18 protein-coding genes are annotated in these 23,079 nt (G+C 42.4%); 9 read left to right on the forward strand and 9 right to left on the reverse strand.

Going from position 1 to position 23,079, the window contains the following annotated elements:
- Positions 1 to 78 precede the first annotated feature (78 nt).
- Positions 79 to 2,586, forward strand: a complete 2,508-nt coding sequence (locus tag PQ461_RS20315) for a M14 family metallopeptidase (RefSeq protein WP_274207396.1) — start codon at positions 79 to 81, stop codon at positions 2,584 to 2,586.
- Between the two features lie 178 nt (positions 2,587 to 2,764).
- Here the strand turns inward: PQ461_RS20315 and PQ461_RS20320 are convergent, their stop codons facing one another.
- The 5 genes from PQ461_RS20320 to PQ461_RS20340 form a co-directional block, all read right to left on the reverse strand.
- Positions 2,765 to 4,069, reverse strand: a complete 1,305-nt coding sequence (locus tag PQ461_RS20320) for a UDP-N-acetylmuramoyl-tripeptide--D-alanyl-D-alanine ligase (RefSeq protein WP_274207397.1) — start codon at positions 4,067 to 4,069, stop codon at positions 2,765 to 2,767.
- A gap of 99 nt (positions 4,070 to 4,168) precedes the next feature.
- Positions 4,169 to 5,146, reverse strand: coding sequence for a 6-phosphofructokinase (gene pfkA / locus PQ461_RS20325; protein ID WP_274207398.1), 978 nt, complete (start codon positions 5,144 to 5,146; stop codon positions 4,169 to 4,171).
- Entirely contained in the window at positions 5,133 to 6,845 is a 1,713-nt protein-coding gene (locus PQ461_RS20330) for a protein-disulfide reductase DsbD family protein (protein ID WP_274207399.1), read from the reverse strand. The genes pfkA and PQ461_RS20330 overlap by 14 nt, the downstream gene beginning before the upstream one ends.
- Before the next feature lie 7 nt (positions 6,846 to 6,852).
- On the reverse strand, positions 6,853 to 7,302 hold the full coding sequence (locus PQ461_RS20335) for a protein-disulfide reductase DsbD domain-containing protein (RefSeq protein WP_274207400.1): 450 nt from the start codon (positions 7,300 to 7,302) through the stop codon (positions 6,853 to 6,855).
- A 2-nt stretch (positions 7,303 to 7,304) separates the two neighbouring features.
- On the reverse strand, positions 7,305 to 7,982 hold the full coding sequence (locus tag PQ461_RS20340; protein WP_274207401.1) for a biotin--[acetyl-CoA-carboxylase] ligase: 678 nt from the start codon (positions 7,980 to 7,982) through the stop codon (positions 7,305 to 7,307).
- Between the two features lie 139 nt (positions 7,983 to 8,121).
- Here PQ461_RS20340 and rsfS point away from each other — a divergent pair, with 139 nt between their 5' ends.
- The 6 genes from rsfS to PQ461_RS20370 all read left to right on the forward strand — a co-directional run bounded on the left by rsfS (position 8,122) and on the right by PQ461_RS20370 (position 15,928).
- Positions 8,122 to 8,496, forward strand: a complete 375-nt coding sequence (rsfS, locus tag PQ461_RS20345; protein ID WP_274207402.1) for a ribosome silencing factor — start codon at positions 8,122 to 8,124, stop codon at positions 8,494 to 8,496.
- Between the two features lie 66 nt (positions 8,497 to 8,562).
- Positions 8,563 to 10,650: an ATP-dependent zinc metalloprotease FtsH gene (ftsH, locus tag PQ461_RS20350; RefSeq protein WP_274207403.1), complete on the forward strand. Its 2,088-nt coding sequence runs from the start codon at positions 8,563 to 8,565 to the stop codon at positions 10,648 to 10,650.
- A 56-nt stretch (positions 10,651 to 10,706) separates the two neighbouring features.
- Positions 10,707 to 11,345: a LutC/YkgG family protein gene (locus tag PQ461_RS20355; protein ID WP_274207404.1), complete on the forward strand. Its 639-nt coding sequence runs from the start codon at positions 10,707 to 10,709 to the stop codon at positions 11,343 to 11,345.
- A gap of 324 nt (positions 11,346 to 11,669) precedes the next feature.
- The gene (locus tag PQ461_RS20360; RefSeq protein WP_274207405.1) at positions 11,670 to 12,737 is read left to right on the forward strand and encodes a sensor histidine kinase; all 1,068 of its coding nucleotides are present in this window, start codon (positions 11,670 to 11,672) and stop codon (positions 12,735 to 12,737) included.
- Between the two features lie 7 nt (positions 12,738 to 12,744).
- Positions 12,745 to 13,428, forward strand: coding sequence for a LytR/AlgR family response regulator transcription factor (locus PQ461_RS20365; RefSeq protein ID WP_274207406.1), 684 nt, complete (start codon positions 12,745 to 12,747; stop codon positions 13,426 to 13,428).
- Positions 13,429 to 13,516: 88 nt separating this feature from the next.
- Entirely contained in the window at positions 13,517 to 15,928 is a 2,412-nt protein-coding gene (locus PQ461_RS20370) for a S9 family peptidase (protein WP_274207407.1), read from the forward strand.
- A 38-nt stretch (positions 15,929 to 15,966) separates the two neighbouring features.
- On the opposite strand, the gene PQ461_RS20375 is transcribed toward PQ461_RS20370, so the two are convergent.
- Positions 15,967 to 17,454: a hypothetical protein gene (locus tag PQ461_RS20375; protein WP_274207408.1), complete on the reverse strand. Its 1,488-nt coding sequence runs from the start codon at positions 17,452 to 17,454 to the stop codon at positions 15,967 to 15,969.
- 183 nt (positions 17,455 to 17,637) lie between these two features.
- Between PQ461_RS20375 and PQ461_RS20380 the strand changes: the two genes are divergently transcribed.
- Both PQ461_RS20380 and PQ461_RS20385 read left to right on the forward strand, forming a co-directional pair.
- Positions 17,638 to 18,183 (forward strand): peroxiredoxin, encoded by a 546-nt coding sequence (locus PQ461_RS20380; protein ID WP_274207409.1) that lies wholly within the window; start codon positions 17,638 to 17,640, stop codon positions 18,181 to 18,183.
- A 64-nt stretch (positions 18,184 to 18,247) separates the two neighbouring features.
- Entirely contained in the window at positions 18,248 to 18,832 is a 585-nt protein-coding gene (locus tag PQ461_RS20385; RefSeq protein WP_274207410.1) for a carboxymuconolactone decarboxylase family protein, read from the forward strand.
- A 261-nt stretch (positions 18,833 to 19,093) separates the two neighbouring features.
- Here the strand turns inward: PQ461_RS20385 and PQ461_RS20390 are convergent, their stop codons facing one another.
- The 3 genes from PQ461_RS20390 to PQ461_RS20400 are packed head-to-tail and all read right to left on the reverse strand — an operon-like array spanning position 19,094 to position 23,079.
- On the reverse strand, positions 19,094 to 20,635 hold the full coding sequence (locus tag PQ461_RS20390; RefSeq protein ID WP_274207411.1) for a DHA2 family efflux MFS transporter permease subunit: 1,542 nt from the start codon (positions 20,633 to 20,635) through the stop codon (positions 19,094 to 19,096).
- 5 nt (positions 20,636 to 20,640) lie between these two features.
- A complete protein-coding gene (locus PQ461_RS20395; protein WP_274207412.1) occupies positions 20,641 to 21,702 on the reverse strand; it encodes an HlyD family secretion protein in 1,062 nt (353 codons plus the stop codon).
- Positions 21,703 to 21,720: 18 nt separating this feature from the next.
- The gene (locus PQ461_RS20400) at positions 21,721 to 23,079 is read right to left on the reverse strand and encodes a TolC family protein (RefSeq protein WP_274207413.1); all 1,359 of its coding nucleotides are present in this window, start codon (positions 23,077 to 23,079) and stop codon (positions 21,721 to 21,723) included.

The following is a 23,079-nucleotide window of genomic DNA, read 5'->3' on the forward strand; positions in this document are numbered from 1 at the left end:
CACTTTTCGAGGCATCGGTTTATTTATTTTATAAGCAGGCAGATAATTTATACATTAGATTTTTGTATACCCCCGTTCATGAAAAAAATCTATTCCTTACTGCTGTTTGCCCTGCTTGGCTTATCTGCATTTGCCCAGCAAATCAAATCACCTGCCGAATTTTTAGGTTACAAACTGGGCGATCAGTTTACCTACCACTACAAAATAGCCGAATACTTTAATTACGTAGCTCAGGCATCCAAAAATATAAAGCTTGTGCAGTATGGTACCACTAACGAAGGCCGTCCCCTATTGCTTGCCTTTATTGCCTCTGCCGAAAACATTGGCCGCCTGGATGAGATCAGGCAGAATAACATGAAACTTTCGGGACTTGCACCAGGGACCGGCAGCACAAACGGCCCGGCGGTAGTTTGGTTAAGCTACAATGTACATGGCAATGAACCTGCATCGAGCGAAGCAGCTATGCAAACGCTTTATGACCTGGCCAATCCGGCGAATGCCCAAACGCAGCAGTGGCTTAAAAATACAGTCGTAATTATTGATCCCTGCCTTAACCCCGATGGCCGCGACCGTTACGTCAACTTTTATAACTCGGTACATGGCATCAACCCTGATGCTTATAACATGGCGCGTGAACATAATGAACCCTGGCCGGGTGGGCGGGTAAATCATTATTATTTCGACCTTAACCGCGACTGGGCATGGCAAACACAACGCGAAGTAGCCGCGCGCCTGGTTTATTTTAACCAGTGGCTGCCGCAGGTACACGTCGACTTTCACGAGCAAGGATACAACAGCCCCTATTATTTTGCGCCTGCTGCCGAGCCATTTCATAAGGACATTACCCCCTGGCAGCGCCAGTTCCAAATTACTGTTGGTAAAAACAACGCCAAATACTTTGACCAAAATGGCTGGATGTATTTTACCAAGCAAGAGTTTGATCTGCTTTACCCATCATACGGCGACACCTATCCTATTTACAACGGCTCTATCGGCATGACGTTTGAACAGGGCGGCATAAGTGCTGGCTTGGCAGTAGTAACGCGCAGCGGCGATACCCTTACCCTTGCCGATCGTATTGCACATCACCACACCACAAGCTTAAGTACCATTGAAGTATCATCGCAAAACGCCACTAAGCTTTTAACCGAGTACAAAAAGTTTTTCGATAACAGCCGCAGTAATCCTCCAGGTGAGTTTAAGGCTTATGTTGTTAAAAACGACAATGATGACAAAATTGAAAAGTTAGCGCAGCTACTTAATAAGAATGGCATACAATATGGTTTTGGCATTAACCGTAATGCTAACGGGTTTAACTATTTCGATGCCAAAAACGAGCAGTTTAAAATTGAAGCAAACGACCTGGTAATTAATGCCGCTCAACCAAAAGCCGTGCTACTGAATGTGCTGATGGAGCCAAAAACTTTTATTGCAGATTCAAACACTTATGACATTACAGCATGGAGCCTGCCCTATGCCTATGGCTTAAAGGCTTATGGTTTGCATAGTGGTATTGATGGGCTTAACACAGCCAACCATGTGAGTTCGGTAAGTTTAGAAGCCCCTATGCCGGCACATCCCTATGCTTATGTAGCGCAATGGCAGTCAAACGATGATGTGAAATTTTTGGCAGCTTTATTAAAGGCTGATATTAAAATCCGTTACGCCGAAACCCCTTTTGAAGCAGGCGGCAGAAAATTCAACGCCGGTTCATTGATTATCACGCGGGCAGGTAACAATACTTCGGGGTTTGACCAGACCATTAAACGACTTGCTAATGAAACCGGCAGAATAATCACGCCGATTACAACAGGATTTGTTGATAAAGGCTATGACCTTGGCTCAAGCTACGTACATAGTATGCGTAAATCTAAAGTGATGCTGATAGCAGGCGATGGCATCAATTCCGAAGCGATGGGCGAAATATGGCATTACTTCGATCAGCAAATAGGGTACCCGGTTACTTTGATACGTCCGCAGGATCTGAGCCGCGTTAAGTTAATCGACTTTGACGAGATCATTCTTCCGGATGGCCGCTACAATGATATACAAAGCGACAAGCTACAGGCTTGGGTACGCGATGGCGGAAAACTGATAGCCCTGGGCGATGCCGTAAGTACGCTTTCTGCAAAAGGATTTGGCATTAAGCGAAAAGATAATAAAGAGGACAAGGATGATAAGGACGACAAAAAAGCTAAACAGAATAAAATAAACATATATGGCGACCGCGACCGTGAAGATCTACGCTCATCTGTTCCCGGTGCAATTTATAAGGTAACGCTTGATAATACGCATCCGCTGGCGTTTGGCTACCCTAAATATTATTACACGTTAAAATTGAGCGACGATGTTTACGATTACCTCGGCGACGATGGCTGGAACGTTGGCGCATTAAAGAAAGGCGCGTATGTTTCGGGTTTTGTGGGGCAAAAAGCAAAAGCGAAGATCAATGACGGTATTGTATTCGGCGTGCAAAGTATGGGCCGCGGCACTATTGTTTACCTAACCGACGATCCGCTGTTCCGCAGTTTCTGGGAAAACGGGAAGTTGCTGTTCGGCAATGCAGTGTTTATGGTTGGTAATTGAATTCTAAAAACGAACCCCTCCCTAACCCTCCCAAGGGAGGGAACTTAAATTTAGGGCTATAATTATAAGCATACTCATATAGATTCTTCACTTTGTTCAGAATGACAAGAAGGGTTACTCTATAACCATAATTCCCTCCCTTGGGAGGGTTAGGGAGGGGTTTGAAAAATCGACCCAACTACAACAACTCTACCAATCTTTCTAACGCCATACCGCGCGAACCCTTAATCAGTATCGTTGCGTTTTTGATCGGCTTATCTTTTATTGCCTTAATGGCATCTTCGGCGGTTTCATAAAAATCAGCGCTAAAGCCTAAACGTTGTTCGTAAAAGTGTTTGCCGATAAAAATACGCTCGTCTACAGGAGCTAAAATGGCTTTCTGTATAATCGCTTCATGTTCGGTAGGCGAAACTTCACCCATTTCAAACATATCGCCCAAAATCAGCACTTTGGTTTTAGCATCCATAATGCTGATGTTATCTATTGCAACAGCCATACTACTTGGGTTTGCATTGTAGTAGTCGCAGATCAGCACATTGGTTTCGGTATGCTTAATCTGCGACCGGTTGTTAACCGGTTGATAATCCTCGATGCCCGCATTTATTTCTGCTGTACTTAGCTTTAAGAAAGCTCCGATACAGATGGCAACTAATATGTTATCTATGTTATATGCCCCGGTGAGGTTTGATTGTACTGCATGTGCATTGCCATTTTCGTCATACCATTCCAGCGCTACGTATGGCGAATTATTGGTTAGCTTTCCCCATATAAAATTGCCTTCTGCCTGTGTTCCATAACCTATGGTGTTTTGCAGTTCACGTTCAGCCTTCATGTCGACAAGTTTAGGGCTGTCGGTGTTAATAAAAATCACTCCGCCTGTTGCTTTCAAATAATCGTACAACTCCCCTTTCCCTTTCTTGACCCCCTCTGGGCCGCCGAAGCCTTCCAGGTGTGCCTTACCTACATTAGTGATCAGCCCATGTGTTGGCTGTGCTATTTCGCAAAGCATGGCAATTTCACGCTGATGATTGGCACCCATTTCTATTACTGCCACCTCGTGGCTCGGGTTAATTGACAAAACACTCAGCGGCACACCAATATGATTGTTCAGGTTGCCTTGCGTGGCATAAGTGTTAAAATGCTGGGAAAGCACCGAGTTGATCAGCTCTTTAGTAGTCGTTTTACCGTTGCTGCCAGTTAAGCCTATTACAGGTATTTGCACTTGTTTACGGTGATACTTGGCCAGATCCTGCAAGGTTTGTAATACATCATCAACCAAAATATACTGATCGCTGATGCGGTACTGTGCATTATCGATAACGGCATAGGCTGCACCTGCCTCTAATGCCTGGGTTGCAAAAGTATTTGCATCAAACTTGTCGCCCTTAAGGGCAAAAAACAAACTGCCCGAGGCAATTTTTCGAGTATCTGTACTGATAACCGGGTGCTGTAGATACAGCTCATAAAGTTTCTCGATAACCATGTCGTAAATATACAGCGGAAAGCCTAAAATGAAAAAAGACCGATCCTGCTTATTAAAGCAAAAGGATCAGTCCTTATTTAATGTTTTAATTATTAGCTTTTATAACGACAGGATGTCAACGATCTTTAAAAAGTTAGGATCGATCTCTACGTTATGTTTAATTGCATTTTCAAATGGTGTAAAGGCTACTTCGCCATGTATTACGCCTACCATTTCATTACGATGGCCTGCCAGCAATGCTTCAACGGCAGCAACACCTACACGGCTTGCCAGTACACGGTCCTGGCAGCTTGGGCGGCCCCCACGCTGAATGTGGCCTAATATAGAAATACGCGTATCGTAATTAGGGAAACGATCTTTGATCAGCTTGCCAATTTCAAAAGCGCCACCGGCTTCTTCACCCTCCGCAACAATTACAATTTTCGATGATTTGTCTCTGCGGCCGGCCTCAAGTCTGTGATAAAGCGCGTTGAGATCTGTTTTTGTTTCGGGGATCAGTATGGCTTCTGCACCAACGGCAATACCTGTACGCAAGGCAATTAAACCCGAATCGCGACCCATCACTTCAACAATAAATAGACGGTCGTGTGATTCGGCAGTGTCACGGATCTTGTCAACAGCATCAATAACAGTATTAATCGCGGTATCATAGCCAATGGTAAAATCAGTACCTAAAAGGTCATTATCAATAGTACCAGGCAACCCAATCACCGGAATATCATACTCCTTGCCGAATATCTTTGCGCCGGTAAAAGTACCATCACCACCAATACCCACCAACGCATCTACACCGGCTTTTTTAAGATTTTCGTAAGCAAGCTTACGGCCTTCCGGTGTACGGAACTGTTCGCTGCGGGCGGTTTTTAAAATAGTACCACCTCGCTGAATAATGTTTCCTACCGATTTGCGGTCCATATCGAACATGTCATCATTGATCATGCCTTCATAGCCCCTGCGTATACCGGTAACTTTTAAATTATAGAATAAAGCTGTACGTACTACTGCACGGATGGCAGCATTCATGCCCGGGGCATCGCCCCCTGAAGTATATACACCTACGTTTTTAATTTGCGCCATTATTTTTTTCAAAAGCGGCTTTACCGCTGTCTAAAAACTTAATATAATTATCCACGCTATAATTGGCGCCCTGCGGCGGAACAAGCACATCGCCGCGTGCGTTCACGATAACGTAATACGGCTGCGAATTTACATTAAATTTCGAAGCTTCATAGTCACTGTTTTTATTCCCTATGGAAACCACCTTTTTACCGCTAAACTTTGAGGTATACTGCTCATTTGCGGGTAAAGCTGTTTTTTCGTCTACATAAAGCTCCAGCAAAACAAAGTCGTTTTGCAAACGCTTGCTTACCTCTTTGTCAGACCATACCTCCTGCTCCATTCTGCGGCAATTAGCGCAAAACCAGCCGGTAAAGTCAATCAATATTGGCTTTTTCAACTCTTTTGAAACCTGTAAAGCCTGGTCATAATCATACCACTCGTTTAAACCGGCGTGCTTGCCACGTAAAAATAATGATTCGTATTTTTTTTCCTTTATAGATACCACAGGCTCTGCATTTGCAGACCCGCTTCCGCTGCCTGCATTATTGCTCAGGTAAAAATCCTGGGTTGCCGGTGGCGGCAGAAATCCGCTGATGGATTTAAGCGGTGCGCCCCATAAGCCTGGGATCATATAAACCACGAAAGAAAATACGATGATTGCGAAAAACGTGCGCACAACTGATAGGTGCTCCAGCGGGCTGTCATGCGAAAAACGGATCTTACCGATAAGGTATAAGCCCATCAGTAAACCAATGGCAATCCATAAAGAAAGGAATACCTCACGGTCGAACCAGTTCCAGTGGTAAGCCAAATCCACGTTTGACAAAAATTTCAGTGCAAAAGCAAGCTCAAGGAAACCAAGTACGATTTTTACACTATTCAACCATCCGCCAGATTTTGGCAGGCTTTTTAAAGCCGATGGAAATAAAGCGAATAGGGTAAAGGGTATCGCTAATGCGGTTGAAAAACCAAGCATACCAAAAGCCGGGCCAAGCTTTTCGCCTTTGGTAGCGGCATCTACAAGTAAACTTCCGATAATTGGGCCCGTACATGAAAAAGATACTACAGCCAACGTGGCTGCCATAAAAAAGATACCCGCTAAACCGCCTTTGTCTGAATTTTGATCGAGCTTATTGGCCAGCGAGGTGGGTAATTGTATCTCAAACGCGCCCAGAAATGATGCGGCAAAAACCACCAGCAGCAAAAAGAAGAAGATGTTAAATATGCCATTGGTAGCTAAAGAGTTTAATCCGTCTGATCCAAAGATCAGTGTAATGATGATACCCAGCGTTACATAAATAACAATAATAGATATACCGTATATTAATGATTGCATTATACCCTTGGCCTGCGACCCCGCCTTTTTTGTAAAAAAGCTGACTGTTAAAGGCAGCATCGGATATATACAAGGCATTATCAGTGCAGCAAAACCGCCCACCAAACCTTCAATAAAAATCTGCCATAGGGTTTTCGGCTTTTCGTGATTTTTGGCAGCAGTTTCTCCAGCAGCTACTATTTCAGTGGGTTTATCAACTTTCTTTTTTACGGCTGTGTCTTTTGCCTGTGCATCGGTTGCAGGTGCGCTGCTAAACACAACGCCGCTGGTATCAACGGCTTGCGCCCTTGCATGTTGTGTAAAACCAAAACTTAGCAATAAAACCAGCAATAATGCAGAGAAACCGCTTTGTTTAGCAAAGCGGCGGAGCGTGTATTTCATAAAGCAATTATTTGGCAACAGCTACGCTAAAGTCAACATCCTCTGGCGGCAGGCATTGTTTGTCATTACAGGTCATGTATTCTAACTGGCCTTTAACCACCGCCTTAGCCGAATTTAATTTGATACGTTGTTGAAAAACTACTTCTTTTTCAAAATAGCTAACATTCATTTTAAATGCATTTTCAAATTTGGTTACCGGGGTTGGCTCAACGGTTTTACCTACCAATGTATAATCTTTTGATTTAGGGAAGGTAAATGTTGTTTTTACAGGGCCGCCATCTTTAACGTTTTGAGAGTAAACGTGCCAGCCATTGTCAATAGTAGCTCGCATGAATATAACGTATTCATTGGCGCTTACTTTTTTTGCCGCGTAAGACCATTTTACCGGGGTTAAAATTTGTGCATGGGCTGCAGCGCAGATCATCATTACCACAATTGCTGATAATAGCTTTCTCATATTTATTTAATTACAAATTGTATTTCTTTCAAATTATACTCTTTCAAACCCGCCACAGTACTTACTTGTAGTAAGCCATTTGCTGTTACACTGGTAATTGTACCGTTAAAGGTCTCGTTGTTTGACGTAAAAACGCGGCTTTCGTTTAAACCATATAAATATTGCAAGTATTCCTGCTTTAGTTCAGTAAACTTGTTAGCCTTTAGTTTAAAATAGTAAGCCTCAACGTGACGGCAAATTTCAGATAATATTATAGTTAAATCATAATTTGTTTGTAATATCTGCCTTAAAGAAGTAGCATTTGGAAGATGCTCCGGAAAATAATCCTGATTGATGTTGAGGCCGATACCAATAACCGAGTTATTGATCTTACTGCCCTGCACCATATTTTCAATCAGTATACCTCCAAGTTTCTTATCCTTATAATAAATATCATTGGGCCATTTAATTTTTATTCCGAGACCTGTCACGTTTTCTAACGCTTTAACGACTCCTAAACTGATAACCTGTGTTAAAAAGAATTGATCATGCAAACGTAAAAAAACAGGCTTGAGTAGTATACTGAAAGTTAGGTTTTTGCCAGCTTCTGCAAACCATTTGTTCTGTTGCTGGCCTCTTCCGGCGTATTGCTCTTCTGCCATTATGACCGTTCCCTCGGGCAATGGCTCAGAATTTGACAATATATTTTTAAGAAAAGTATTTGTAGAATCTACTTGTTTAAGGGTGACTAAATTTTGTCCAACAAATAATCCTGAAAATATGTTATTTTGCAAAGTATAAACGTTATAAAATCAAATCGTTCAAAACTAATTCTTTTTGATGGTAAAAAACAAAGCGATAAATGAATCCGCTTATCTTTCCGAGATGGCCATACACGGCATGCAGGAAAAAAAGGGAAATGAAATTGTAAGATTAGATCTTCGAAATATATTCAGTTCGGTATCAGATTATTTTGTGATATGCCATGCCGACTCAGGAACCCAGGTTAAAGCTATTGCAGATAGTGTTGAGGATGAAATTTTTAAAGCCACACAACAAAATCCGTGGCGTAAAGAAGGATTTGAGAACGCCGAATGGATAGTACTGGATTATATCGATGTAGTAATACACATTTTTAAAACAGATAAACGCGAGTTTTACGGCGTGGAAGATCTGTGGGGTGATGCAGAAATTAAATATTATCAAAGCGCTTAAACATAGTCTGCCTTACCTTTCCCTACACTACTATTTATATTACATCGTTTGAGCTTTAATTAAGAAATGAAAGATAACAAGTCTGATAGGCCGAAAAATATTCGGAAAATCTCAAATAAAAAAATTACACCCAAACCGCCGCGTTTTAACATTATGTGGCTTTACGCCATTGTGATTATTGCCCTGCTGGTTGTTCCTACTATACTTAACAGCGGCGGCGGCAAACAGATCAGCTCGCAACGTTTCCAGAACGAAATGCTGAAGGCGCATGACGTTGATAAGATTGTTGCTTATAAAGACGGCGACCTTGTAGTAGGCGAAGTTTACATTAAAAAAGACAGCCTGCAGCGCAAGCCGCAGTATGCCGACGTGCGCGACCAGCGTTCATTTAACATTTCATCAGGCCCTCAGTATACCATTACTGATGCGTCTTACGAAAGCCTTAAACAAACCGTAGCCAGCGTAGAAAAAGACTTACCAGATTCGCAAAAAACACCTATTCAGTTTACACAGCACGAAAACCTGCTATCTAACTGGTTGGTACAGGGTGTAATATTTATGGTATTGTTTGCTATTGTTTGGCTATACATCATGCGCCGCATGTCGGGAAGCGGTGGCGGCCCAGGCGGACAGATCTTCAGCATCGGTAAATCAAAAGCTACTTTATTTGATAAAGAAGCGCAGGTTAACGTAACCTTTAATGATGTTGCCGGCTTGCAGGAAGCTAAAGAAGAGGTAATGGAAATTGTAGATTTCCTTAAAAACCCTAAAAAATACACCAACCTGGGTGGTAAAATTCCTAAAGGAGCTTTATTAGTAGGCTCGCCGGGTACAGGTAAAACCTTAATGGCCAAAGCTGTTGCCGGTGAGGCGCAGGTGCCATTCTTCTCGCTATCAGGTTCTGATTTCGTGGAGATGTTTGTGGGGGTAGGTGCATCACGCGTGCGCGACCTTTTCCGCCAGGCTAAAGACAAGGCACCATGTATCATCTTTATTGATGAGATTGATGCCATTGGCCGTGCCCGTGGTAAAAACAATATTGTAGGTGGTAATGATGAGCGCGAAAATACCCTGAACCAGTTACTGGTTGAGATGGATGGTTTTGGTACCGACTCTGGTATTATTATCCTTGCTGCTACCAACCGTCCAGACGTACTGGATTCTGCATTACTTCGTCCGGGACGTTTCGACAGACAGATTTCTATCGATAAACCAGATTTGGTTGGCCGTGAGCAGATTTTCAAAGTACACTTAGGCCCGTTAAAGCTTGCTGAAGAGGTTGACGCTAAAAAACTGTCAGCACAAACCCCTGGTTTTGCCGGTGCCGAAATTGCTAACGTTTGTAACGAGGCAGCGCTTATCGCAGCCCGCCGAGATAAACCGGCAGTTGATATGCAGGATTTTCAGGATGCTATTGACCGTGTAATTGGTGGTTTAGAGAAAAAGAACAAGATCATATCTCCTGAAGAGAAACGCATTGTAGCTTACCACGAAGCCGGCCACGCTATTGCAGGCTGGTTCCTGGAACATGCCGATCCACTGGTTAAGGTATCTATCGTGCCGCGTGGTGTTGCCGCTTTAGGTTATGCCCAGTATTTACCAAGGGAGCAGTTTTTACATACTACCGAGCAGTTGAAAGACGAAATGGTGGTATCAATGGGTGGCCGTGTTGCCGAGGATATTGTTTTCGGTAAAATTTCAACTGGTGCATTGAGCGATTTAGAGCGTATTACTAAACTGGCTTATGCCATGGTGAAAATCTACGGTATGAATGATAAGGTAGGTAACCTTTCGTTCTATGATCCGCAAGGCGAATATCAGTTTAACAAACCTTACTCTGATACTACGGCCGAACTGATTGATGCCGAGGTACGCGTACTAATTGACGCTGTTTATCAACGTACCAAAGATCTGTTGAACGAAAAACGCGCAGGCTTGGAGTTACTTGCTGCCAAATTATTGGAAAAAGAAGTATTATTCCAGTCTGACCTGGAAGAACTTTTAGGCAAGCGCCCATTTGATAACCGTACCGCATATGACAAGTTTGTTAACGGTGAAGCGGCGCTTAACCCTGAAGTTGATAACAATGCGATACCTGAATCGGTAACCAACCCACAGGCTGACCGTATTGACGGACAGGAAACCAAAGTTTAAAACTTTTTAAATGATAGAAGCCATTATGCGCAAGCATAGTGGCTTTATTTTTATACATGAGTCAAAACACAACCCCTAAAGAGCGTTTGCTGAAAAAGATACGCAAGGCATTATTAGAGAAACGGGATAATCCTTATCCTAATCTTGAGGAAATGCCGCTGTATCCCCCTGCAGATGAAATACCCGAGGTGATGTTTGCTGAGCAGCTGGTTGCAGTTGCAGGCCAGTTTGTGTTTTGTGAGGATGAGATCCAGTTTATTGAAAACCTGCTTACCCTGGCCGAAGAACGAAACTGGCATAAAATATACTGCTGGGAACCAGCTTTGCAGGATCTGTTAAATACCTACGAATACCCACACTACGAAACCGATAAAGATTTTGAACAGGCCGAGGTGGGTTTAACCCTTTGCGAAGCGCTTATTGCACGCAACGGCAGCATACTTGTTTCCAATGCTCAAGCGGCTGGTCGCAGGTTAAGCATTTATCCGCCTGTGCATATTGTATTGGCTTACACCTCGCAACTGGTGGTAGATCTTAAAGATGCTTTTAACCTGGTTAAGCAAAAATACAACAATCAACTTCCTTCTATGCTTTCGGTTGTTACCGGTCCAAGCCGTACTGCTGATATTGAAAAAACTTTGGTACTGGGCGCACATGGTCCTAAAGAGTTATTCGTTTTTCTCCTTGACGGGTAGTTTTAGAAACAAGAGACAAGATTATTTATTTTATCACATCATTGCGATGAATCCGTTTTTCGGATGAAGAAGCAACACCGGTTGATATGTTGATAGTTTGGGATTGCTTCGTCGTTCCTCCTCGCAAAGACGATAAATCAATTAATCTACATAATACACTTCACTAAGACATCATTGCGATGAATCCGTTTTTCGGATGAGAAGCAATCCCCTATTGGTACAATCACATTGCTCTGTAGTACCTCTCTTCCATTTCACCACATTTAATAAGCGCTTTACCACATACTTTTTTTAAGCTTGTGCGGCTTCCATTTATTTGCTGGCATGAAACAGAAAACCGACTTAAAAAAACTTGTGCGTAATGCACTCATTCATTTTGCAATGGTATGGAGTGTGTTAGTTTTTAGCTTCACCGCACGTTATGCTTATGATGTTGCCCTGCATGGTACTGGTTGGCAATTAAATGTAGACGGAACACATACTACAGTTTTACAATATTTTTTATTGCAGGCTACACATCACGAATACATCGTGTTTTTTATAGCTGCGTTTGTTATAGAAGCATGTTATAAATATCTTTTTAAAGGATTAAGTTTTTACTGGTTTGCCGGGGTTTGTATACTGTTAGGGGTAGCTGTATTTCTCAGCAACTTATCAAGATCCGCTCGTTATTATGATTTGACCAATATCACAGACTGGATAGGACCAATAACGTTGATAGCAGCTTATGTATTGCTTTATTGTTTAGTTCGCGATTATTTCTATCAGCGTTCTTACTACAAAGACCTTCAGTTACAACATTCAAACAACCAGCTTAACGCTTTAAAGGCACAGCTTAATCCACATTTTCTATTCAATGTACTTAATTATTTATATGGCACAGCTTTAAAAGAAAACGCATTAAAGACAGCTACAGGCATAGATCAATTGTCGGATATGATGCGATACTCTTTAAGCGGTATGCAGGAAAACTTTGTTCCGTTAAGCAGAGAACTATCCTTTATTCAAATCTACCTTTTGCTGCAAAAGGAAAGGCTACCAGCAACTAATGACATAGAATTAAGTATCAATATAGATGATCCTCAGCAAGAGCTGCAAATAGCCCCACTGATACTTTTACCACTCATTGAAAACGCTTTTAAATATGGCATCAGTTTGCAACAACCATGCGAGGTTCGTTTAAACATTTCATTTGAAGGCAATAAATTAATAATGAAAGTAGAGAACACCATTATCCAGGATCAGGCGGAAACCACTGGTAATAATATTGGCATTATTAATACTATAAAAAGGCTTGATTTACTTTATCCCAAAAAGTATAAATACGAGCAACATACACATAATGGCTTTTACAACGTGCTAATTAAAATTGATTTAGATAAAGTAAATTAGTACAAGCATGATAAAAGCCATTGCCATTGATGACGAACCTGTAGCGCTTGAAATTATCAGGATGCATGCTGACAAAATCCCTTTTATCAGTTTAGAAGCTTCATTTGTGAATGCAAAAGAAGCGCTTCAATACATACATCAGCACACTATACAACTGGTATTTATGGATATCTCCATGCCGGATATATCCGGGCTTGAAATGGCTGAAATGCTAAAAAATAAATGCCAGATCATTTTTACTACTGCGTATGCCGAACATGCATTAAAAGGTTTTGAGCTGGCAGCTGCAGACTATCTTTTAAAACCAATAAATTTCAATCGTTTCTTGCAGGCATGCCAGCAGGCGGAAAACCGTATAAATGCTCCGGCTATTGCATCTGAAGAGAAAAGCTTGTTTGTAAAAGATGGTTACAATTGGATACAAATCAGACCAGAAAATATCACTTATGCACAGGCTCAGGATAATTATGTAAGCATTCATGAACCTAATCGCCGTACACTTACCCGCATGACGTTGGTGGAACTACTCGACAGATTGCCTGCGGGGCGTTTCATCCGGGTTCACAAATCATACGCGGTCGCGCTTAATAAAATTGACAAAATAGAAAGGCATCAGTTAACAATTAATGGCGAAAATATTCCGTTAAGCGCGACTTACAGGGATGAGCTAACCCGAATTTTAGAGCCATAAAGCGATCTTCACTTTTGTAACAATTATTTTCGGTTAGCGGCTATATGGTACAAGTGTTTTAAATTGCATGTGATTAGCCCGAACAAACATGAGAAAACTTTTTACGCTTGTGCTTATCGCCACTTGCGGTACTTCTTTTGCCCAAACAACACCCAAGCTTACCGTTGAAAAAATAATGCGCAACCCAAAATGGATGGGGACGTCTCCAACCAACATCCGCTGGAGCGACGATGGCAAAAAAGTATATTTCGACTGGAACCCTGAAGCTGCCGATCAAAATACGCTATATAGCATCACACCAGTCAATTTAAAGCCTACAAAAGTAAGCATTGAAGAACGCCGCGATGCCCTACCAGGCAACGGAACATGGAATGCGAAACATACGCAGAAAGTTTACGAACGCAACGGCGATTTGTATCTCATTGATATCAAAGGCTCAAAAATAAAACGCCTTACTAATACAGCCGATCGCGAAAGTAACCCCAAATTCAGTGGGGATGAAAGCAAGATTGTTTTTTCCAAAAATGAAAACCTTTATGCGCAGGTTTTAACAACCGGCGAAATCATCCAGTTAACCAATTTTACGCATAGTGCTGCGGCACCTTCTGTCACAGGCCGCCGTGGTAATGCTGGTCAGCAAAAAGCTAATGCACAAAGTGGCAATGAGCAGGAACGCTGGCTTAAAGCAGAACAGACCGAACTGTTTGATGTAATTAAGGAAAAGAAAAAAGAGGATAAGCAGGAAGCAGCAGAGCGTAAACTGATGCAGCCTAAAAAGCTGCGCGAAATTACAGTCGGCGACCAATCTATTAATGGCGTACAGATCAGTCCTGATAATCGTTTCATTACTTATCGCTTAATAAAACAAGCCGATGGCGCACGCGCCGGTATTGTGCCAAACTATGTTACCGAATCAGGCTTTACCGAAGACATCCCTAACCGTACCAAGGTAGGCGCACCACAGTCAAGCTCTGAAACTTATATATTCGATACACAACTTGATACCGTTTACAAAGTATCCACTAAAGAGATTCCCGGTATTAAAGACCTGCCCGACTATATAAAAGATTACCCAAAAGAACTGGAAGAGCGTACCAAGCTTAATGCAGACCGTCCTGTTACCATCCTCGGCCCATTTTGGAGTAGTGACAGTAAAAATGCCGTTGTGATAGTCACTTCGCAGGATAACAAAGATCGCTGGATCATGAAACTCGATGCCGCATCAGGCAAACTTACCCTGCTCGACCGTCAGCGGGACGAGGCATGGATCGGCGGCCCCGGCATTGGCGGAGGTGGCTATTCGGCTGGCAATGTTGGCTGGATTGACAATACGCATTTCTATTTCCAAAGCGAAGCATCAGGATATTCACACATTTACGTAGCGGATGTAACCAGCGGGGCTAAAAAGCAGCTTACCAGCGGTAATTGGGAGGTACAAAGCCTTGATCTCTCAAACGATAAAAAACACTTCTATTTCACGGCCAATATGGAGCATCCGGGTATTACGCATTATTACCGTATACCTATAAGTGGCGGTACCCCGGTAAAACTAACCAGTATGAAAGGTGGTAACGAGGTAGAATTATCGCCCGATGAAAAATGGCTGGCCATCCGTTACTCTTACTCAAACAAACCTTGGGAACTTTATCTGCAAGCTAACAAACCCGGTGCAAAAGCGATTAAGATCACGAAATCAACAACGGCCGAATTTGATGCTTATGCATGGCGTGACCCTCAACTGATCACCTTTAAAAACCGTTATGGTAAGGACGTATATGCACGCCTTTATGTGCCTGCATATCCAGATCCATCCAAACCTGCCGTCGTGTTTGTGCATGGCGCCGGCTATCTGCAAAACGTACACTACTGGTGGAGTCAGTATTTTCATGAATATATGTTTAACAACCTGCTTACCGATGTAGGCTACACCGTATTGGATATTGATTATACTGGCAGCTCGGGCTATGGCCGCGACTGGCGTACAGGTATTTACCGCCACATGGGTGGTAAGGATCTGGATGACCAGGTTGATGGCGTAAAATTACTGGTTGATAAATATGGCGTAAACCCCAAACATGTTGGCATGTATGGCGGCTCGTACGGCGGGTTTATGACGCTTATGGCTATGTTCACCACACCTGATGTGTTTGCAGCCGGAGCAGGCCTAAGATCAGTTACCGACTGGGCGCATTATAATCATGGCTACACCTCTGACATCCTGAATGAACCCTATAACGATGAGAAAGCCTATCGCCAAAGCTCCCCAATTTATTTCGCAAACGGCTTAAAAGGCAAACTGCTGCTTTGCCACGGCATGGTTGACCAAAATGTAAACTTTCAGGACATTGTGCGCCTTACACAGCGTTTAATTGAACTGCATAAAGAGAATTGGTCGCTTGCGCCATACCCGGTAGAAGATCATGGATTTGTACAGCCCAGCAGCTGGACAGACGAGTATAAGCGTATCTATAACTTATTTGAAGAAACGCTGAAGAAGTAAACTAAAAGAGCCGCTGATTAGCGGCTCTTTTAATAAAATCATTTTTTTGATTTAGTATCAGCTATGGCATTGTCTCTTAATGACCATGCAAAATCCAATTGTACTTTGTTCACCCATTTTGAACCGCCCATATCAATATATTGATCGGTACAATAAATGTCTAAAGCATTTTCACCTTTACCTGTTACATTTTGCTGTGAGGCAAGTGCATGACAACTCATACAGTTTGTTTGGATACCATATCTAAAATTCGGCTTCCATGTATTTGGATAATCTGAAAATGTAGACGGATCAAACCCTGCTTCGAGATATGGGTTATACCCGATCACTGCTACTTTACCCGGCTGCCCCCCTGTTACAGGCTGATTAGGGTAAACCATAGCATAAGCAGTTGACAAAGCGTAGTGCGCAGCCGCCGCGGATAATTGTGCAGGCCTTAATGCTGCTGCTGCAGCATTGCTTGGTAACTGCGGCAGATTGGCATTAGGCGACCAAAAGAAGGTTTGCCAAGTCCAGTTGCTTATTTCTTTTGTAGTTACGTGCATGGCAACCAGTATGGCAAGGTCACCGGCAGAAAATGAGTTTGCCCCTTGTTGCTGATTTAAGTAAGCTGCCGTTAGCGAATCTATTTTGTAATAGATAAAATCGCTTACATTGCAGGTTGCTGCAGCTATTTGTGCCTGAGTAGGATTACTTCCGGTTGCAGGTACTAATTTTTTATTTTTAGGCTGTTGGTTGCGTACATCGGCGTATACGTAATTGTTCCAATCTGTAGGCGCAAATGCTTTTGGCGTAGACGGCTCACCTGGCCATGCAGGTATCCTGATCAGTGAATCTGTTTTTTTACCAATGTAGTATACCGGCTTTATGTTTACACCATTGTTAGGAAACGGTGGAATAGCGGCTACCTGACCTGCTTTTTTATAGCTGTTTTGCACAGATTCTTTAAGTAAAGAATATTTTAAGGTATGTGCAGCAGATGCCGGGCTGTAAGATACTCCAACAAAGAAAACAGCGCTATCATTAATTGTACCGTTCAAAGCCGAGTTCATCAATTTCTTTTTGTTGACATTCTCTAACCTTGCACGTTTAAATTGCTCAGGGATACTTAGCAAAGTCCGGTGACTTTTTGCCTTATTATCCCTTAACAATTTAAATCCATTTTGCTGCTGTGTTAAGTTTACCAACTCATTGATACCCGTCCAGGTTTGGTAAACAAGTAAACTGTCGCCTTGGTAGGTTTCACCAGATTGTGCGGTTAGCCCAGCCCAAATGCCCCATGCATGCTTATAAACTTCGTTAACAGCTGGCACAGGCTTCTGGTTAAGCCAACCTAAAATTTTGGTAGAATCTTCCGGAAAATTAAACCCCGGTACCACCACTTTTAAATCAACAGGTGTAATAACTGAATCTTTTGTGTTACCGGCTGTAGAAACTGAACCGGTTTTTTTTTGATTGCATTCTACAATCACGGCGATAGATAACAGCAAGGCTGCTATCGCCAGCATTGGCTTTAGATTTCTCATAATGTGATAAGCATTTTGTTAATAATTAGAATTCAGGCTTTTACGAACTAATTTAACACAATGTTACAATATAAAAAAGGGTGTTTTCACCCATAGATAAATCTTATAACCCTATAAATACATTCGATAAACTTGTACAGGCAAATCGGTTATCTTTGTAAAAAAATTAATAAAGACTCAACTATGATAACAATCGGTCAAAAATTTCCGGCATTTAATAAAAAAGCTGTAGTAAGCATAGAAAAAGGTAAAGAGTTTGAAGATATCACTTCAGATTATTTGGCTAACGAAGACAACGTTTGGACCGTAATGTTCTGGTGGCCAAAAGATTTCACTTTTGTTTGCCCTACCGAGATTGCAGAATTTAACAAATCATTTGGCGATTTCCGCGACCGTGATACCCGTTTAATCGGTGCTTCTACCGACTCTGAATTTGTACACTTAGCCTGGAGAAACAACCACGATGATCTTCGTGGCCTTAAATTCCCAATGCTTGCTGATACTTCAAAATCTTTAGCAGAAGAATTAGGCATCTTAGAGCCAACTGAGAAAATTGCTTACCGTGCAACTTTCATCATCGATCCGCAAGGTATTGTACGCTGGGTATGCGTTAACGACCTTAACGTTGGCCGTAACGTTAAAGAAGTAATCCGTGTATTAGACGGCTTACAAACCGACGAGCTTTGCCCTTGCAACTGGGAAAAAGGCCAGGAAACTTTAACTGCATAATTACCCGTTATACAGATCCCCGTAGGCCAGCTTACGGGGATTTTTATTTTTAAACCACAGTAACATGAGCGAAACCACAGATATTATTGAAGAACTATTAGAGGCTACCGGCCTTGATAAAAATTACCGTACCGATAGTATAGCGCTATTAGAAAAAGGCGAATCACGCTATGTACGCGACCTTAAGCTTAACTTTACAAGTACATTAACGTCAGAACACCTTAGCGCTAAAGAATGCGGTTTGCTGGGCTTATCTATTGCTGTAAACAACAATAACAAGCCGCTTACTGCATTTTACACTAAATTTTCGGAAGAGCAGGGCGCTACAGCGGCAGAAATTGCAGAAGCGGTAGGCTGTGCATCATTACTGGCATCAAACAATGTGTTTTACCGTTTCAGGCACTTTACCCAAAAGGAGAAGTATACACAGATACCGGCCAGGATACGCATGCAACTAATGATGAAGCCTGTAACAGGTAAAGAGTTTTTTGAATTGATGAGCCTTGCCGTATCGGCAGTTAACGGCTGCGAAATGTGTGTTAATGCACACGAAGACTCCCTGATTAAGTTAGGCACCACAGAAGAGCGCATTTTTGATGCCGTACGCATAGCATCGCTTGTTACAGCTACCGGCAAAATAGTTTATTAACATTTGTTAGCACCGACAAACAAAAACCCGTTTAAAAGCGCTTTTAAACGGGTTTTTGTTTTTAATTATTTGTTAATAAAAATTTATAACCTGCAGATTTTTTTGTTTACTTTTATAAGTAAGATTAAGCAACCTTCGGTATCCATAATACTAGTCAAGTGAGTTCGGGGGGAGACTATTATTTTTTAATTGTATTTTTTTTGGAAAGCCGGTTAGATACCACCTAACCGGCTTTTCCTTTATATATATTATGGAGTTGCTTTAATGCGCATCAGCAACAGCCTTCAATTTCTTAAATGGCTGCAAGTAAAGTAAAGGTATGGAGAAGAGCATCACCAGCCCTGACAGCCAGTAAGCATCATCATAAGTAAGCAATAAAGACTGACGTACAATTGTACCTTCCATTGCCTTATAAGCCATTGTAGTGGCATCTAACATAGAAGCGCCCTTTGCCATAAAGGCATGCACATAACCATTAAAGCGTTCTGTAAATACAGGATTGTACTGATTAATATTTACCAGCAGGTTATTACGGTGCAGTCCCTGGCGTGTATGTATAATAGTTGTTAAAACCGCAATACCAAAAGAACCACCCAACTGGCGCATCATGTTATTTAAGCCAGATCCCTGGCCCACTTCTGCACCTTTCAGATCTGCCATGGCCAATGTGGTCAAAGGCACAAACAATAAGGCCATACCCACACCACGTATCAGCAACGGAATCAGCACATCGCTTTGTCCGGTTGCCAACGTAGAGTGGCTTAACATATTGGTAAATACAAAGAACAGGAACATACCAACAGTGGCCATAAATTGTGCAGGTATACCTTTGTTAAGCATTTTACCTATAAAAGGCATCATGACAATGGTACACAAACCACCGGGAAACAGCAGTTCGCCCGTTTGCTGGGCATTAAAGCCCAACAGGTTCTGGCAAAACACAGGGAACACAAACACTGACCCATACAAACCAAAGCCCAGTATAAATGATGTAAACATACCGACCGAAAAACTTCGGTGCCGCATAATGCTGAAGTTTACTACCGGGTGATCGGTACTGAGTTCGCGCCAGAGGAACAGGAGGAAGCCTAAACCTGCGGCAATGGTAAGTACAAGGATATATGGTTTAGAGAACCAATCTTCATCTTCACCTTTTTCAAGTATGGTTTGCAAACTACCTACTGCAATGGCCAGTAAAACGATACCCCACCAGTCAACCGGCTTACTGGTATCCTTCGGCGTTTCCCTAACAAATGTATAAGTAAAAAATGCTGCCAATGCGCCTACCGGTATATTCACGTAAAATATCCAGGGCCACGAGTAATTTTCAACAATCCAGCCGCCAATGGTTGGCCCTACAGTAGGACCAACAACAGCACCTAAGCCAAATAAAGCCGTAGCGGTACCTATCTGTTCACGCGGCCATGTTTCTATCAGGATAGCTTGTGCTGTCGAGATCAAACCACCACCGGCAAAACCCTGCAATACACGGAAGAGGATCAGCTCATTCATGTTATGTGCGTTACCGCACAAGAATGATACTACTGTAAATACAACTATTGATGCAAGAAAATACTGTTTACGCCCAAAGCGGCTCCCCAGCCAGCCCGACATGGGCAATACGATAACGTTGGCCACCGCATAACCGGTAACAACCCAGGCCACATCCGTAAGGGTGGCGCCTAAGTTACCCTGTATGTGGGGCAGCGCTACGTTTACAATCGTGGTATCAATCAGCTCCAGAAGCGAAGCTGTGATCACAGTGATTGTAATGATCCATTTTTTAAAGCCGGTTTCAGCCATTGTAATTAGTCTTTAGTAATCACAGAAACATTTACACTCATGCCCGGACGCAATTTTTCTAAAACACCTTTATCAGCGTTTATTTTAATTTTAACCGGAACACGTTGTACTACCTTCACAAAGTTACCGGTAGCGTTATCTGGTGGCAGTAAAGAGAATTTGGCACCTGTTGCAGGTGAGAAGTTATATACAGTCCCCTCTATTTTCATATCAGGGTAAGCGTCAACTTCAATATCCACTTTCTGTCCGTTTTTAATATCTGTTAATTGTGTTTCTTTAAAGTTAGCGGTAACATATATGCTGTTATCGTTTACAATAGAGAAAAGTGTTTGGCCTGCTTGTACTAACTGGCCAATCTGTATGCTCTTTTTAGAGGTTATACCGCTTGCAGGCGCTGCAATATGCGTGTATGATAGTTGCAGTTTAGCAAAATCAACATCTGCCTGGCGTTGGTCAACACCGGTGTTGGTCACCTTTAACTGGTTACGGCTGGCACCCACCTGCTCTTGTGCAGCTTTGTACTGATCGCGTGCGGCTTGCAGATTTGCCTGTGCAACTTGCAGATCAGATTTTGACTGGTCAAATTGCTGTTGGGTAATTGATCCGTCTTTTACCAGGTTAGCATAACGTGCATAGTCTTTCTGTGTTTTTTCCAGACGGGCCTGTGCAGATACTACCTGTGCCCTTGCACTGGCAGAACTTGCCGCAGTTTGGAAAATCTGAGACTGGCCTACGCCAATGCTTGCGCCAGCGCCTTTTTGTGCAGCCAAAGCCTGCTCTAATTTAACTTTATAATCGCGGTCGTCAATTATAACCAGTGGCTGGCCTTTGTTAACGTGTTGGTTATCTTCGAACATAATGCTGTCCACATAACCACCTACACGTGCTACTACAGGGCTGATGTCGCCATCAATCTGCGCATCGTCAGTATCAACGTGCTTGCTGTAATAGATGTATTCTTTTATACCGAAAATAATACCAACGATCAGGACGACACCCAAAATAATAGGTATAACCTTATTTGGTTTCTTTTTTACGTTTTCTTGTATTTCTTGTTCCTGTGCCATTTTATTTGAGTAAATTTTTTATTTGTTGAGTGTTCCGGTTGATTTAAGTAAAGTGTAGTATGCTAAACCTGCATCGGCTTTAGCAAGTTCCAGGTTAATTTGCGCCTGGTATAATAAGCTTTGTGCATCTACGCGGTCGGTAACTGTACCGGTAGCATTTTGATACCTCGATTCCTGCAATCTGTTGTTTTCTGTTGCCTGGGCAATAGAAGTTTGCAGCAGGTTAATTTTGCTTACAGCAGATACATATGACTGATAATCGCGGTTAACTTCGTTTTTAATATTATCGGTTTCTATGCCTTTATTAATAACCACCTGCTCACGTTGTATCTTGGCTTGAGCCTCTTTGTTTTTATTAGTCCAAAGCGTACCGAAGTTCCATGACAGTGATAAACCTAAAGTAAGCGGCGTAATGTAATTGCCATTAGTTGGAAAAGGGTTAGCCGCAATATCAACATAATAAGCCGCTGCACTTGCCGATAATGTCGGTAGCTTGTTAGCTCTGATGTCTTTAAAATTAAGGTCAGCTACACGGGTACGCAGATCAAATTGTTTAAACTCCTGGCGGTTTGTATAAGCCGAGTCAAGATAATTTTGAAACGGAGCAATATTATCCGCAGTAGGTGTGTTCAACTGGTCAATATTTAACTGTGTATTTTCAGGCAAACCCAGCAATACGTTAAGGTTATAGTTAATTACCTTACGGTTGTTTTCCAGATCAATACCATTTAATTCGATATTTGAGCGCTGTAATTGAAAACGCAAAACGTCATTTTTGGTAACCAAACCCTGTTCAAAAAAGCGTTGAGATTGGCGGATCTGAGCATCTTCTGCAGCCAGGTTTTGCGCTACCACCTTTTTGCTTTGCAGCACTTTGTAAAGGTTATAGTACTCGTTGATAATGGCATAAGCAATCTCGTCGCTGTCGCGGGCGGCATCTAATTTGGAGACCTTAATTAACAGGTCTGTAGATTCGCGGGCATATTTCAACTTACCACCTGCAAAAATTGGCTCTGCTAAGTTAATCATGCCGATATTGGCATTAGCGCTTTTAGGCAACCCGATGGTTTGATCACCAAAATTTAGCTTGTTTGCCGGGATTTCTGCACGGCTGTAAGCAAAGCTTGCGCTGCCGGTTGGCAATGCACGGTCTTTCGCCTGGTTGTATTGAGAAACAGCTTCATCAATTTTAGCCTGCGAAAGCTTTAATGTTTTACTGTTTGCCAAACCAAGCTTTAATGCTTCGTTTAAGGTAAGGGTCCTGTCTTGCGCCAGGGCCGTTGCAAACGGCAGCAACAAAATTGCCACCAGTAATAAACCGTACCGGCTTACTACTTTTGTTTTAAGGTTGATGATGTTATTTATTCGTGTGGTCAT

It is taken from the genome of Mucilaginibacter sp. KACC 22063, from assembly GCF_028736115.1.
Taxonomy (GTDB): Bacteria; Bacteroidota; Bacteroidia; order Sphingobacteriales; family Sphingobacteriaceae; genus Mucilaginibacter.